12 protein-coding genes, 1 tRNA gene and 1 pseudogene are annotated in these 12,686 nt (G+C 70.4%); 2 read left to right on the top strand and 12 right to left on the bottom strand.

From position 1 onward, the window contains the following. Positions 1–27: 27 nt before the first annotated feature. The 11 genes and pseudogenes from rplA to gabT all read right to left on the bottom strand — a co-directional run bounded on the left by rplA (position 28) and on the right by gabT (position 8,056). Complete coding sequence (gene rplA / locus RYJ27_RS02905; RefSeq protein WP_330171262.1) at positions 28–717, bottom strand: 50S ribosomal protein L1; 690 nt, start codon at positions 715–717, stop codon at positions 28–30. 14 nt (positions 718–731) lie between these two features. Beyond that, positions 732–1,163 carry a 50S ribosomal protein L11 gene (gene rplK / locus RYJ27_RS02900; protein ID WP_330171261.1) on the bottom strand — a complete coding sequence of 144 codons (432 nt, stop codon included), beginning with the start codon at positions 1,161–1,163 and terminating at the stop codon, positions 732–734. Positions 1,164–1,245: 82 nt separating this feature from the next. Further along, on the bottom strand, positions 1,246–2,262 hold the full coding sequence (gene nusG, locus RYJ27_RS02895) for a transcription termination/antitermination protein NusG (RefSeq protein ID WP_330171260.1): 1,017 nt from the start codon (positions 2,260–2,262) through the stop codon (positions 1,246–1,248). A 74-nt stretch (positions 2,263–2,336) separates the two neighbouring features. Next, positions 2,337–2,618, bottom strand: coding sequence for a preprotein translocase subunit SecE (gene secE, locus RYJ27_RS02890; RefSeq protein ID WP_330171967.1), 282 nt, complete (start codon positions 2,616–2,618; stop codon positions 2,337–2,339). Positions 2,619–2,666: 48 nt separating this feature from the next. Then, a tRNA-Trp gene (locus RYJ27_RS02885) sits at positions 2,667–2,739 on the bottom strand. A 142-nt stretch (positions 2,740–2,881) separates the two neighbouring features. After that, positions 2,882–3,319, bottom strand: coding sequence for a pyridoxamine 5'-phosphate oxidase family protein (locus RYJ27_RS02880; RefSeq protein WP_330171259.1), 438 nt, complete (start codon positions 3,317–3,319; stop codon positions 2,882–2,884). 68 nt (positions 3,320–3,387) lie between these two features. Beyond that, on the bottom strand, positions 3,388–4,755 hold the full coding sequence (locus tag RYJ27_RS02875) for an NAD-dependent succinate-semialdehyde dehydrogenase (RefSeq protein WP_330171258.1): 1,368 nt from the start codon (positions 4,753–4,755) through the stop codon (positions 3,388–3,390). A gap of 23 nt (positions 4,756–4,778) precedes the next feature. After that, a complete protein-coding gene (locus RYJ27_RS02870) occupies positions 4,779–6,251 on the bottom strand; it encodes an NAD-dependent succinate-semialdehyde dehydrogenase (RefSeq protein WP_330171257.1) in 1,473 nt (490 codons plus the stop codon). Further along, positions 6,248–6,445, bottom strand: a complete 198-nt coding sequence (locus RYJ27_RS02865; RefSeq protein ID WP_330172084.1) for a hypothetical protein — start codon at positions 6,443–6,445, stop codon at positions 6,248–6,250. The genes RYJ27_RS02870 and RYJ27_RS02865 overlap by 4 nt, the downstream gene beginning before the upstream one ends. Next, positions 6,422–6,678 (bottom strand): annotated as a pseudogene (locus tag RYJ27_RS02860) (FAD-dependent oxidoreductase); the annotation flags it as partial. The gene RYJ27_RS02865 and the pseudogene RYJ27_RS02860, both read right to left, overlap by 24 nt. 19 nt (positions 6,679–6,697) lie before the next feature. Next, positions 6,698–8,056 carry a 4-aminobutyrate--2-oxoglutarate transaminase gene (gabT, locus tag RYJ27_RS02855; protein ID WP_330171256.1) on the bottom strand — a complete coding sequence of 453 codons (1,359 nt, stop codon included), beginning with the start codon at positions 8,054–8,056 and terminating at the stop codon, positions 6,698–6,700. A gap of 90 nt (positions 8,057–8,146) precedes the next feature. Between gabT and RYJ27_RS02850 the strand changes: the two genes are divergently transcribed. After that, the gene (locus tag RYJ27_RS02850; protein ID WP_330171255.1) at positions 8,147–9,682 is read left to right on the top strand and encodes a PucR family transcriptional regulator; all 1,536 of its coding nucleotides are present in this window, start codon (positions 8,147–8,149) and stop codon (positions 9,680–9,682) included. 37 nt (positions 9,683–9,719) lie between these two features. On the opposite strand, the gene RYJ27_RS02845 is transcribed toward RYJ27_RS02850, so the two are convergent. Further along, positions 9,720–11,183, bottom strand: a complete 1,464-nt coding sequence (locus tag RYJ27_RS02845) for a helix-turn-helix domain-containing protein (RefSeq protein WP_330171254.1) — start codon at positions 11,181–11,183, stop codon at positions 9,720–9,722. Between the two features lie 145 nt (positions 11,184–11,328). Between RYJ27_RS02845 and aceA the strand changes: the two genes are divergently transcribed. After that, positions 11,329–12,645, top strand: a complete 1,317-nt coding sequence (aceA, locus tag RYJ27_RS02840) for an isocitrate lyase (protein WP_330171253.1) — start codon at positions 11,329–11,331, stop codon at positions 12,643–12,645. Positions 12,646–12,686: the final 41 nt, after the last annotated feature.

The raw sequence follows: 12,686 nt of genomic DNA, 5'->3' as shown, positions 1-12,686 counted from the left end.
CGAGGGCCTTCCTGTCGTGACGATGCGTCAGAGCGCGTTGACGTCCAGCGGGATGCCGGGGCCGAACGTGGTCGACACGGCACCCTTCTGGATGTAGCGGCCCTTCGAGCTCGAGGGCTTGAGGCGCACGATCTCATCGAGCGCGGCCTTCAGGTTCTCGTCGAGCTGCTCGGCCGAGAACGACGCCTTGCCGACCACGAAGTGGACGTTGGCGTGCTTGTCGACGCGGAACTCGATCTTTCCGCCCTTGATCTCCTCGACGGCCTTGGCCGGGTTGGGGGTCACGGTGCCGGTCTTCGGGTTCGGCATGAGGCCACGGGGGCCCAGCACCTTTCCGAGACGGCCGACCTGGCCCATCAGCTCGGGCGTGGCGACGGCCGCGTCGAACGACGTGTAGCCGCCCGCGACCTTCTCGATGAGCTCGGCGCCGCCGACCTCGTCGGCGCCCGCAGCGATCGCCGCTTCGGCCGCGGGGCCGGTCGCGAAGACGATCACACGGGCGGTCTTGCCGGTGCCGTGGGGCAGGATGACGGTGCCGCGCACCATCTGGTCGGCCTTGCGGGGGTCGACGGCGAGCTTGAGCGCGACCTCGACGGTCGAGTCGAACTTCGCCGAACCGGTCTCCTTCGCCAGGGCGACGGCATCGGTGGGCGTGTAGAACGTGTCAGCGGCGATCTTCGCCGCGGCGGCCCGGTAGGCCTTGGACTTGGTAGCCATGGTCGTTATCCCCCTCAGTCCTCAACCGTGATGCCCATGGAACGGGCGGTGCCGGCGATGATCTTCGAGGCGGCCTCGATGTCATTCGCGTTCAGGTCGGGCTGCTTGGTCTGGGCGATCTCGCGCACCTGGTCCTTGGTGAGCTTGCCCACCTTGGTCGTGTGCGGCGTCTGCGAGCCCTTGGCGACGCCGGCGGCCTTCTTGATCAGCTCGGCTGCCGGGGGCGTCTTGAGGATGAACGTGAAGCTGCGGTCCTCGTAGACGGTGATCTCGACGGGGATGACGTTGCCGCGCTGGGCCTCGGTCGCCGCGTTGTACGCCTTGCAGAACTCCATGATGTTGACGCCGTGCTGACCGAGCGCGGGCCCGATCGGCGGCGCCGGGTTGGCGGCTCCGGCGTTGATCTGGAGCTTGATCAGGCCGGTCACCTTCTTCTTGGGTGCCATGTGTTTTCCTTTCGTCGAAACGGATGCCGCGGCATCCGCGTCTCCCGCGAACCCGGCCTTTCCGGGCAGCGGTACCGGCGCGCTAGAGCTTCGTCACCTGATCGAAGCTCAGTTCCACCGGAGTCTCTCGTTCGAACAGCGAGACGAGGACCGTGAGCTTGCCGCTCTCGGGCTTGATCTCGCTGATCGTGCCGGGAAGGCCCGCGAACGAACCCTCCTTGATCGTGATCGTCTCGCCGACCTCGAAGTCGACCTCGGCCGGGATCGAGCGCGCCTGCGTCGGCGAGCCCTTCGCGGCACCCGACTTGGCGGCGGGCACGTCCTTCACCTCGACGAGGGACTTCAGCATGTTGAAGGCCTCCTCGAACCGCAGCGGCGTGGGGTTGTGCGCGTTGCCCACGAAGCCGGTGACTCCCGGCGTGTGACGCACGACCGACCAGGTGTCCTCGTTGAGATCCATGCGCACGAGCACGTAGCCCGGGATGCGCACGCGCGTGACCATCTTGCGCTGGCCGTTCTTGATCTCGACGACGTCCTCCATCGGGACCTCGACCTGGTAGATGTCGTCCTCGACCTCGAGCGTCGACTTGCGCTGCTCGATGTTGGCCTTCACCTTGCGCTCGAAGCCGGCGTAGGAGTGGATGACGTACCACTTGCCCGGCAGGACGCGCAGGTCGGCGCGGAACGCCTCGTAGGGGTCGACCTCTTCGGGCTCCTCATCGGCGACGACGTCGCCCTCGGGCTCGGGGCCGTCGTAGGGCGCCACCTCGTCGGCGGCCTCCGCGTCGCGCTCGGCCGCCTCGTCGGCCAGATCGTCGGTGAGGACCTCGGCCGCGGCCTCGGCCTCGGCGGCCTCATCGATGTTCAGAGCGTCGTTCACGATCGCGTCGGCCTCCGGGTCGCTGACTTCCACGTCGTCCTCGTCGGAGACGTTCTCGGGCTCGGCGTCCTCGTCGACCACGTGGAGGGCGGCGTGCTCGGCCGGCTCGACCGAGCGCTCCTGGTCGGCGAGGATCGAGCCTTCCTGGGCTTCGTCGTCCTCGCTGGACTGCTCAGCGGCAGTCGCCCAGTCGGCGTCGTCGAGATGTCTGTCGGTCACAGGATCACTTCCGTCGTGCGGCGCCGTTCAACCGGCCCACCGCGCTGTCTCATCGGGCGCGTCGCACCCAGGTCTCAGGAGCCCACCAGCTGGCCGGGGGCGCCGAACACGACCGAGGCCATCCAGGAGAAGACGAAGTCGAGTCCGTAGACCACCGCCATCATGATCACGACGAACGCGAGCACGACCGCCGTGAACTTCAGCAGCTCCTGACGGGTGGGGGTGACGACCTTGCGCAGCTCGGCGAACACCTGGCGGATGAACAACGCGATGCGCGAGAAGATGTTCGGGCGCTTTCCGCCCGCCGACTTCCCGCCCGCCGCGACGATCTCGCCGTTCGGCTCGTCTTGGGCCACTGCACTCACCTGGATGTACCTTTCGTGTGTCAGCTCGACGCTGACGCGCAGGGCGGACAGGAATCGAACCTGCAACCTGCGGTTTTGGAGACCGCTGCTCTGCCAATTGAGCTACCGCCCTAGAGGTCTTGCGACCTCGCGGACCCGCACTCGTCCGCCGCACGGAGTAGGGATTGACCCGAACGCCGGGCACGGCGAAAGAATGCAGTTTTCCACTGCACGCTCCAGTGTACGGCATGCCCCGTCGCGGTCGCGAACCGCTCTCAGTACTCGGCGATGCCGTAGCGGTCGGGCTCGGGCCCGAACGCGAAGGCGCGTCCCGTGAGTGTGTGGGGGGTGATCCGCACGTAGTTGTACTTCAGCGTCGGGACCCACGGGTGCAACCCGAGGCCGTCGGCCGCCTCCACCTCGTCGGCGGTGTCGAGCCGCTTCGCCCACCCTCGCACGACGACGCTCCAGGCATCCGAGTCGGTATGGTCGTCGACTTCGAAGAGCACCTCGTCGTTGACGGTCAGCTCGAAGAGCTTGCTCCCCTCCGCCGTGCGGAAGTACAGCGCCCCGGCGTCCGCGACGTAGTTGACGGGGAAGATGTCGAGCACGTCGCCGACGTTCGTGACGAGCCTGCCCAGCTGCTGCGTGCGCAGCCGCTCCCAGCACTCCTTGTCGTTGAGCCGGGCGACGGCATCCTGCGTCTCGTCCATGGGCAGACCTCCTCTCCCTATGGTGGCGCGGATGCCGCGGCACCGCTACGCCCCGCGCCGTGCGAAAGCTACGGACCGACGCGCACGAGCTTTTTGTTGACGAACTCGTCGGCCGCGAGCAGACCCATCTCGCGCGACGTGCCGCTGCGCTTGACGCCACCGAAGGGCAGCTCCGGCGAGTCGGCCAGGACGAGGTTGACGTAGACCATCCCCGCCTCGAGCCGGTCGGCCATGCGCTGGGCCTGCGCCTCGTCGGTCGTGAAGACGTACGACCCCAGCCCGAAGGGCGTGCCGTTGGCGACCTCGAGGGCCTCCTCCTCGCCCGAGACGCGGTAGACGACGCCGACGGGCCCGAAGAACTCCTCCCGGTAGGCATCCATCTCCGGGGTCACCCCCGTGAGCACCGTCGCCGGATAGAAGGCCCCGTCGCGGGTCCCGCCGGTCAAAAGCTCCGCCCCCTGCGCGAGGGCCCTCTGCACCTGCTCGTCGAGGCGCTCCGCGGCGGCGAGGGACGAAAGGGGGCCGAGGACGGTGTCCTCGGCGAACGGGTCGCCGAGCGTCGCGGCGGCCATCGCCGCGGCGAACTTCTCCACGAAGGGTTCGTAGAGCCCGTCGACGACGATGAAGCGCTTGGCCGCGTTGCACGACTGCCCGTTGTTGTCCAGGCGCGCATCGACGGCGGCGCGCACCGCCGCGTCCAGATCGTCGGTGGCGAGCAGGATGAACGGGTCCGACCCGCCGAGCTCGAGCGCGACCTTCTTCAGGTGACGACCGGCCTGCTCCGCCACGGCCGAGCCCGCGCGCTCCGATCCGGTCACCGACACTCCCTGCACGCGAGGGTCGGCGATGATCGTCGCCGCCTGGTCGTTCGTGACGTAGAGGTTCACGTACACGCCCTCAGGGAATCCGGCATCCCGGTACATGGCCTCGATCGCCGCGGCCGACTCGGGGCACTGGGGGGCGTGCTTGAGGAGGATCGTGTTGCCGAGGGCGACGTTCGGGGCGGCGAAGCGGGCGACCTGGTAGTAGGGGAAGTTCCAGGGCATGATGCCCAGGAGCACGCCGAGCGGCGAGCGGCGGATGACCGCGCTCCCCTCCCCGAGGATGTCGATCGGCTGGTCCGCCGTGATCGCCTCGATGTTGTCGGCGTAGAACTCCGTGATGTCGGCGGCGAAGTCCACCTCGCCCTCCGCCGCCGCGAGGGGCTTGCCCATCTCGCGCACGATGATCGCGGCGAGGTCGTCGCGGCGCTCGCGGTGCAGCTCGGCCACCCGTCGCAGCAGGTCGGCGCGCTCGGCGGGGGCACTCCCGCGCGCCCATCCGCGGTACGCCCCGTCGGCGGCCCCGACCGCCGCCTCGACCTGCGCATCGGTGAACGTCGGGTACGTCGACAGGGTCTCCCCCGTTGCCGGGTTGACGACGGCGTAGTCGGTCATGATCGCTCCGTTCCGGATCGCCGTCAGCCGACGGGGATCAGCGTGTACTTGGTCGAGAGGTACTCGTGGATGCCTTCGAGGCCGCCCTCGCGGCCGACCCCGGACTGCTTCACTCCCCCGAAGGGCGCCGCGGCGTTGGAGAGGACCCCGACGTTCAGGCCCATCATGCCCGTCTCCAGGTGGTCGATCATCCGGTGGCCCCGGGCGAGATCCTGGGTGAAGACGTACGAGACGAGCCCGTACTCGGTGTCGTTGGCGAGCCGGACGGCCTCCTCCTCGGTCTCGAAGGTCGAGATCGCGAGCACCGGCCCGAAGATCTCCTCCTGCAGGATCGCACTTCCCGGTGCCACGTCCGACACGACCGTCGGGGCGAAGAACGTGCCCTCGCCCTCGATGGCCTCACCGCCGGTGAGCACGCGCGCGCCCCGGGCGACGGCATCGGCGACGAGGTCGGATGCCTTGGCCACCGCCCTGTCGTCGATGAGCGGTCCGATCTGGACCCCGTCCTCGGTACCGCGGCCGACGCGCATCGCCGCGACGCGCTCCGTGACCCGCGCCGCGAACGCCTCGGCGATGTCCGCGTGCACGATGAAGCGGTTGGCGGCGGTGCAGGCCTGACCGATGTTGCGGAACTTCGCCGCCATCGCCCCGTCCACGGCCTCGTCGAGATCGGCGTCCTCGAAGACGACGAAGGGGGCGTTGCCTCCGAGCTCCATCGACACCCGCAGCACGCCCTCGGCCGCCTGCGCGATCAGCTTGCGCCCCACGGGGGTCGAGCCCGTGAACGACAGCTTGCGAAGCCGCGGGTCGGCGATGATCGGAGCCGAGACGTCCCCCGACGCGGTCGTCGTGATGACGTTGACGACGCCGGCGGGAAGCCCCGCCTCCTGCAGGATCGACGCGAACAGCAGCGTCGTCAGCGGCGTCAGCTCCGCGGGCTTGATCACCACGGTGCATCCGGCCGCGAGCGCGGGGGCGATCTTGCGCGTCGCCATCGCGAGCGGGAAGTTCCACGGCGTGATGAAGAAGGAGGGGCCGACCGGCCGCTGCGAGACGACCATCCGGCCCGTCCCCTCCGGATTGAGTCCGTACCGGCCGTTGATCCGGACGGCCTCCTCGCTGAACCAGCGCAGGAACTCGCCCCCGTACGTCACCTCCCCCCGCGCCTCGGTGAGCGGCTTGCCCATCTCCAGCGTCATCAGCAGAGCCAGGTCCTCGGCCCGCTCCCGGACGAGGTCGAACGCGCGGCGGAGCAGGTCGCTGCGCGTGCGCGGCGCGGTCGCCGCCCATGCCTCCTGCGCCGCGACCGCCGCGTCGAGGGCGCGGATCCCGTCCTCCGGGCCGGCGTCGGCGATCGTCTTCACGACGGCGTTCGTCGAGGGATCGCGGACATCGAACGTGCGACCGCCCGCGGCATCCACCCATTCCCCGCCGATGAACAGGCCCGAGGGGACGGAGGCGAGCAGGGCGGCTTCGGCCTGGGAGGTGGGACTCATCGGATCGACTCCTTACGTGCGCGTCGTGCGCTGATCGGTGCATCGAGGGACAGGGTCTCGCCCCGGAAGAAAGCGGGGCTGCGGAAGCGCTGGCTCACCATGATCACGAATCCGAGACCGATGATGACGACGCCGAGCACGAAGACGCTGCCGAGGCCGAACCACTCCGTGCCGCTGCCGTAGTCGGGGTCCATCTCCAGTCCCAGCTCGGCGATCGTGTCGATGAGGGCGTCCTGATCCGGCGAGACCCACTGGCCGCCGATCTCCAGGAGCGCGCGGTCGATCTCGTCGGTCCACAGCCGTCGCCGATGCGGTCGCGCGCCTCGAGCACGGCGACGGAGAGGCCGGCCTTGCGCAGGTCGTTCGCGGCCGTCAGGCCCGCCGCGCCCGCCCCGACGACGACGACGTCACGGGTGATCTCGTTCATGCGTTCGTGCTCCCTTGTCTCAAGCGGCGGCGAGGGCGGACTCGAGCACGTCGAGCCCCTCGTTCAGCAGGGCGTCGGAGATGGTGAGGGGAGGAAGGAAGCGGATGACGTTGCCGTCCGTGCCGCACGTCAGGACGATGACCCCTTCCGCGATGCACGCGCGTGCGACCCGGGCCGTGAGGGCGCCGTCGGGCTCGCCGGTCGCCGGATCCACGAACTCCGCCGCGATCATGGCGCCGTGTCCGCGCACATCGCCGACGCGGGGGTCGCGCTCCTGGAGCGCGGTCAGCCTCGAGGTCAGCAGCGCGCCGATCTCGGCGGCGCGCTCGAGCAGGCCGTCCTCCTCGTAGGTATCGATCGCGGCGAGCGCCGCCACGCACGCGAGCGGGTTGCCCCCGTATGTGCCGCCCAGGCCGCCGGTGTGGGCGGCATCCATGATCTCGGCGCGGCCCGTGACGGCCGACAGCGGAAGGCCGTCGGCGATGCCCTTCGCCGTGACGACGAGGTCGGGGACGATGCCGAAGTGCTCGCTCGCGAACCACCGGCCGGTCCGGGCGAAGCCCGTCTGCACCTCGTCGGCGATGAAGACGACCCCGTTGTCGCGACACCAGTCCACGAGCGCATTCAGGAAGCCGTCGGCGGGCACGATGAACCCGCCCTCCCCCTGGATCGGCTCGATGACGACCGCCGCCACGTTCTCGGCGCCCACCTGCTTCTCGATCTGCGTGATCGCGCGGGCCGCGGCGGCGGGCCCGGTGAGCCGGTCGTGGAACGGGTAGGAAAGCGGCGCGCGGTAGACCTCCCCCGCGAACGGGCCGAAGCCGTGCTTGTAGGGCATGTTCTTGGCCGTGAGCGCCATCGTGAGGTTGGTGCGCCCATGGTAGGCGTGGTCGAAGGCGACGACGGCCTGGCGCCCCGTGTGCTTGCGGGCGATCTTCACGGCGTTCTCGACCGCTTCCGCGCCGGAGTTGAACAGGGCGGAGCGCTTCTCGTGGTCTCCCGGCGTGAGCCTGTTGAGGGCTTCCGCCACGGCGACGTACGACTCGTAGGGCGACACCATGAAACAGGTGTGGGTGAACCGCGCGACCTGTTCGGTCACCGCCGCCACGACGCGCGGGTTCGCGTTCCCGGCCGTCGTGACCGCGATGCCCGACCCCAAGTCGATGAGCGAATTGCCGTCGGCGTCGACGACCACCCCGCCGCCCGCAGCGACGGCCGCGATCGGCACCGTGTGCCCGACGCCCGCGGCGACGGCGGCGGCCTTGCGATCCAGGACGGCCCGCGATCGAGGGCCGGGAAGGCCGGTGACGAGCCGGCGCTCCTGACGCAGAGAGGGGCCCCCGACAGGGGCCGTGACGGGGGCGTCGGTGATGCTCATGAGCGCGAGCGTAGGGCGACCGACCGCGCGCGGCATCCGCCATCCTGTATGAATATCGCGCCACACCTGTACAGGGTGTACACCTGAAACATGGCCATGGATGCTCCCACCCCGACACTTCGCGCGCTGCTGTCGCGTGCGGAGTTGACGCTGCGCCTCGCCATCCCGGCGAGCGCGCTGGCGCCCGACTCGCTCGACCGCCCCATCCGCTGGGTGCACAGCTCCGACCTGGCCGACCCCACTCCCTTCCTCTCCGAGGGCCTCGCCCTCCTCACGACGGGCACGCAGTTCGCCGGCTTCGAGGAGGACGACGCATACGCCGCCTATGTGACGCGCCTCACCGCGCGCGGCGTCGTCGCGCTGGGATTCGGCACCGAGGTCGTGCGCGCGGGCATCCCCGAACCGCTCGCCGCCGCGTGCGAGAGTGCGGGACTCCCCCTGTTCGAGGTGCCCTACCGCACGCCGTTCATCGCGATCGCGCGGGCGAACGCCGAGGCCATCGCCGCGCAGGCGTACGCGCGACGCAGCTGGTCGCTGTCCGCCCAGCACGCCATCGCCCTCGCCGCCTTCCGCACCGACGGGCTCGGGGCGACGCTCGCCGAGCTGTCGCACCAGATCGGCGCGTGGGTCGGGCTCTTCGACGCCGCGGGGCAGCTGCGCCGATCGCACGGCGACAGCGACGACGCCGCGCCCCCCGACGTGGCCGAGGAGGCACGGCGTGTGCTCCGGCGCGGCGCGCGCGCGTCATCCACCCTGCGCGTCGGCGAGCGCGGCTTCACCCTGCAGACCCTGGGGCGCAGCGGCGAGCTGCGGGGCGTCGTCGCGGTGGAGGGCGAACTCGATCAGGAGGCCCGCGGCGTCGTCACCGCGGTGATCGCCATGGCGGACCTGGCCCTCGAACAGGGCCGAGACCTGTCCCGTGCACGGGCGCAGCTGCGCTCGAGCCTCATGCATCTGCTCATCGCGGGACACGTCCCGGGCGCGCGGCGGGTGGCGCGCGGGCTCTGGGGCGGCCTCCCCCCGGCCCCGGTCGTCGTCGCGCTCACGGACACGACCCCCGTGCGTCGCGATGCCCTGCGCGAAACCCTCGAGGGGGCGGGCACAGACGGGGGGCCCAGCCTGCTCTTCGGGAGGATCGAGGACGGCCTGGTCATCACGTGCGGCGCCGCCGACACCGCCGCGCATCAGGCGATCGCGGATGCCGCGGCCGAGCATGAGCTGAGCGTCGGGCTGTCCGATCCGGTGCCGTGGGAGCGCTTCGCGGCGGGCCTCGGACAGGCGCGCATCGCCCGGGCGCGGGTGAGCGGCACCGGCGTCGCGCGGTTCGGCGACGCCGTCAGCGGCGGCATCCTCTCGCTCGTCGATCGGCCCGCGGCCCGCGAGGTCGCACGCGCGCGGCTCGCCCCGGTGCTGCATCATGACGAGGCTGCCGGCACCGACCTCGTGGGTACGCTGCGCGCGTGGCTCGAGAACGACGGGAGCGGCCAGGCGAGCGCGGCGGCCCTCGGCATCCATCGTCACACCCTCCGCGCCCACGTCGCGCTCGCGTCGCGCCTGCTCGGCGTCGACCTCGCCTCGTTCACCGCGCGCGCCGAGCTCTGGAACGACCTGCGCGCGCTCGAGTGACGGCGACCGCCCCACCGCCTCCCGCCCGGAGCGGCCCTCAGGCCGGCGCGTGCGACTGCAGGAACTCGTACACCTCGGTGGTGTCCACGCCGGGGAACGCGCCGGTGGGCAGCGTTGCCAGCAGGGTGCGGGGCGTGCGGACGTTGGGCCAGGCCTGATCGCGCCACTCCGCCTCGAGCTCGGCGGGGGCCCGACGGCAGCACACCTCGACCGAGTGCTTCGAGACACCGCGGTTGTTCGTGTCGCGCCCGAGGAACCACTTGGTGTCATCGAAGCGTACGCCGACGCTCACGGAGTGCGCACCCTCGCTGGAGTGCTCGACGCGGGCCGTGCACCAGTAGGTGCCGTTGCCGGTGTCGGTGTACTGGTAGTACGGGTTGAACCGGTCGTCGACGTCGAACACGACGCGGCTCGTCCACCGGCGGCAGCACATCTGCCCCTCGATCGATCCCAGCCGGTCGGTCGGGAAGTTCACGTCGTCGTTCTCGTAGGCCTTCGTGATCGTGCCCGACTCGTGCACCTTCAGGAAGTGCACGGGGATGCCCAGGTGCACGCTCGCGAGATTCGTGAACCGGTGGGCGGCCGTCTCGTACGACACGGAGTAGGCGTCGCGGAGGTCCTCGATCGAGATGGCCTTGGCGGCCTTGGCCTCGGCCAGGAACGGCACGGCGTGCGCCTCGGGGATCAGCAGGGCGCCCGTGAGGTAGTTCGTCTCCACCCGCTGACGCAGGAACTCGGCGTAGCTGCGCGGCTCGGAGTGGCCGAGGATCCTGCTCGAGAGCGCCTGGAGCACCGCCGTGCGCGGGTCGGCCTTCGCCGCGATCCTGCTCGACAGGTACAGGCGCCCGTGGCGGAGGTCGGCGACGCTTCTGGTCGTCTGCGGGAGATCCGGGACGTAGTGCAGCGTGAATCCCAGGTGCGCGGCGATGTCGGACGCCGTGCGCTGCGTCAGCGGGCCGCCGGGGTGGCCCACCGCCTCGAGGATCCGCCCCGCCTGCTCCTCGAGCTCGGCGAAGTAGTTGTCCTGCCTGCGCATCAGGTGCCGCAGATCGACGTTCGCGCGCCGGGCCTCCTCCGGTGTCGCGGCCCGCTCGTCGCGGAGGCGATCGATCTCCCCCTGCAGGGCGAGCATCGCCCGCAGCACGTCGTCGGGGACCGCCTTGCCGATCCGGAACGACGGGATGCCGAGGGCCTGGAACGTCTGCCCCTTCATCGCGCGCTCGAGGGCGATCTCGAGCGACGCGCGCTCATCGAGGGGCTCCGCCTCCAGCAGCGCGTCGATGCTGACCCCGAGCGCCTTCGCGATCGCCCGCAACAGCGTGAGCTTCGGCTCACGCTTGCCGGTCTCGATCATGGACAGCTGGCTCGGGGCCCGCTCGACGGCGCCGGCGAGCGACTCCAGGGTCATCCCGCGCGCCGTGCGCAGCTGCCGGATGCGGCGACCGATCGTGAGCGCGTCGGCCTCGGCATCCTCGTCTTCGGTGACTTCTGCGATCGCCATGGCGGGGATTCTGTCACGGACGAAGAAGAATGCGCAAACTTCTCCCCTCGAATCTTCATTCTCGCCCCGCGACTTCACAGATAGTGGCTTCACGACCACCTGCGCGGAGCCTCACCGCCCCCGCATCCAACGAAGGAGAGCTCGAATGTCGATCCAGGCCACCCCCGGAAACCCGCCGCTGCGCGCCGGAGACCAGACCCAGACCGCCGCCGAGCTGCAGCAGGAGTGGGACACCGACCCGCGGTGGGACGGGGTCTCGCGCACCTACTCGGCCGACGACGTCATCCGCATCCGCGGCACCGTCCGCGAGGATGCGACCCTGGCCCGCCGGGGAGCCGAGAACCTCTGGAACCTGCTCCACACGGAGGACTACATCCGCGCACTCGGGGCATACACGGGCGGGCAGGCCGTGCAGCAGGTCAGGGCCGGGCTGAAGGCCATCTACCTGAGCGGATGGCAGGTCGCCGCCGACGGCAACCTGGCCGGCCAGACCTACCCCGACCAGTCGCTGTACCCCGCCAACTCGGTGCCCGCGGTCGTGCGCCGCATCAACAACGCCCTGCTGCGGCAGGACCAGCTCGAGCACGCCGAGGGTTCGGTCACGCAGGACTGGATGGCGCCCATCGTCGCGGATGCCGAGGCCGGCTTCGGCGGACCGCTCAACGCCTTCGAGCTGGCGCAGTCGCTCATCGTTTCCGGAGCCGCCGGCATCCACTGGGAGGACCAGCTCGCGAGCGAGAAGAAGTGCGGTCACCTGGGCGGCAAGGTGCTCGTGCCGACGCAGCAGCACATCCGCACCCTCAACGCCGCGCGCCTGGCCGCCGACGTCGCGGGAGTGCCCACCGTCATCATCGCCCGCACCGATGCGCTCGCGGCCGACCTCCTCACGAGCGACGTCGACCCGCGCGACCGGGAGTTCACCACCGGCGAGCGCACGAGCGAGGGCTTCTACCGCGTGCGCCCCGGGCTGGATGCCGTGATCAGCCGCGGTCTGGCGTTCGCGCCCTATGCCGACCTGATCTGGGTCGAGACGGGAGAGCCCGACATCGAACTCGCCCGCGCCTTCGCCGCGGCGATCCACGCGGAGTACCCCGGGAAGCTGCTGGCCTACAACTGCTCGCCGAGCTTCAACTGGAAGCGGCACCTCGACGACGCGCAGATCGCGACGTTCCAGCAGGAGCTGGCCGACCTCGGCTACAAGTTCCAGTTCATCACCCTCGCCGGCTTCCACGCGTTGAACTACTCCATGTTCGACCTGGCCCAGGGCTACGCCGAGCGCGCCATGAGCGCCTACGTCGAGCTGCAGGAGGCCGAGTTCGCCGCCGAGGCGCGCGGATACACCGCGACCAAGCATCAGCGGGAAGCCGGGACCGGCTACTTCGACGTCGTCTCCACCGCGCTCAACCCCGACAGCGCGACCCTCGCCCTCGTGGGATCCACCGAGGCCCAGCAGTTCCACTGATCCGACTCATCGAGGACGTCTGCACGACGCCGCGGCGCCTC

It is taken from the genome of Microbacterium limosum (assembly GCF_036324365.1).
Taxonomy (GTDB): domain Bacteria; phylum Actinomycetota; class Actinomycetes; order Actinomycetales; family Microbacteriaceae; genus Microbacterium; species Microbacterium limosum.
This window is presented reverse-complemented; position numbering and strand designations above follow the sequence as displayed.

Excerpts from the sequence above, each read along its gene's own strand:
- rplK (WP_330171261.1), bottom strand. The coding sequence starts at position 1,163 with ATGGCACCCAAGAAGAAGGTGACCGGCCTGATCAAGCTCCAGATCAAC.
- RYJ27_RS02865 (WP_330172084.1), bottom strand. The coding sequence starts at position 6,445 with ATGGACCCCGACTACGGCAGCGGCACGGAGTGGTTCGGCCTCGGCAGC.
- RYJ27_RS02845 (WP_330171254.1), bottom strand. The coding sequence starts at position 11,183 with ATGGCGATCGCAGAAGTCACCGAAGACGAGGATGCCGAGGCCGACGCG.
- aceA (WP_330171253.1), top strand. The coding sequence starts at position 11,329 with ATGTCGATCCAGGCCACCCCCGGAAACCCGCCGCTGCGCGCCGGAGAC.
- rplA (WP_330171262.1), bottom strand. The coding sequence starts at position 717 with ATGGCTACCAAGTCCAAGGCCTACCGGGCCGCCGCGGCGAAGATCGCC.
- RYJ27_RS02880 (WP_330171259.1), bottom strand. The coding sequence starts at position 3,319 with ATGGACGAGACGCAGGATGCCGTCGCCCGGCTCAACGACAAGGAGTGC.
- gabT (WP_330171256.1), bottom strand. The coding sequence starts at position 8,056 with ATGAGCATCACCGACGCCCCCGTCACGGCCCCTGTCGGGGGCCCCTCT.
- RYJ27_RS02850 (WP_330171255.1), top strand. The coding sequence starts at position 8,147 with ATGGCCATGGATGCTCCCACCCCGACACTTCGCGCGCTGCTGTCGCGT.
- RYJ27_RS02875 (WP_330171258.1), bottom strand. The coding sequence starts at position 4,755 with ATGACCGACTACGCCGTCGTCAACCCGGCAACGGGGGAGACCCTGTCG.
- RYJ27_RS02870 (WP_330171257.1), bottom strand. The coding sequence starts at position 6,251 with ATGAGTCCCACCTCCCAGGCCGAAGCCGCCCTGCTCGCCTCCGTCCCC.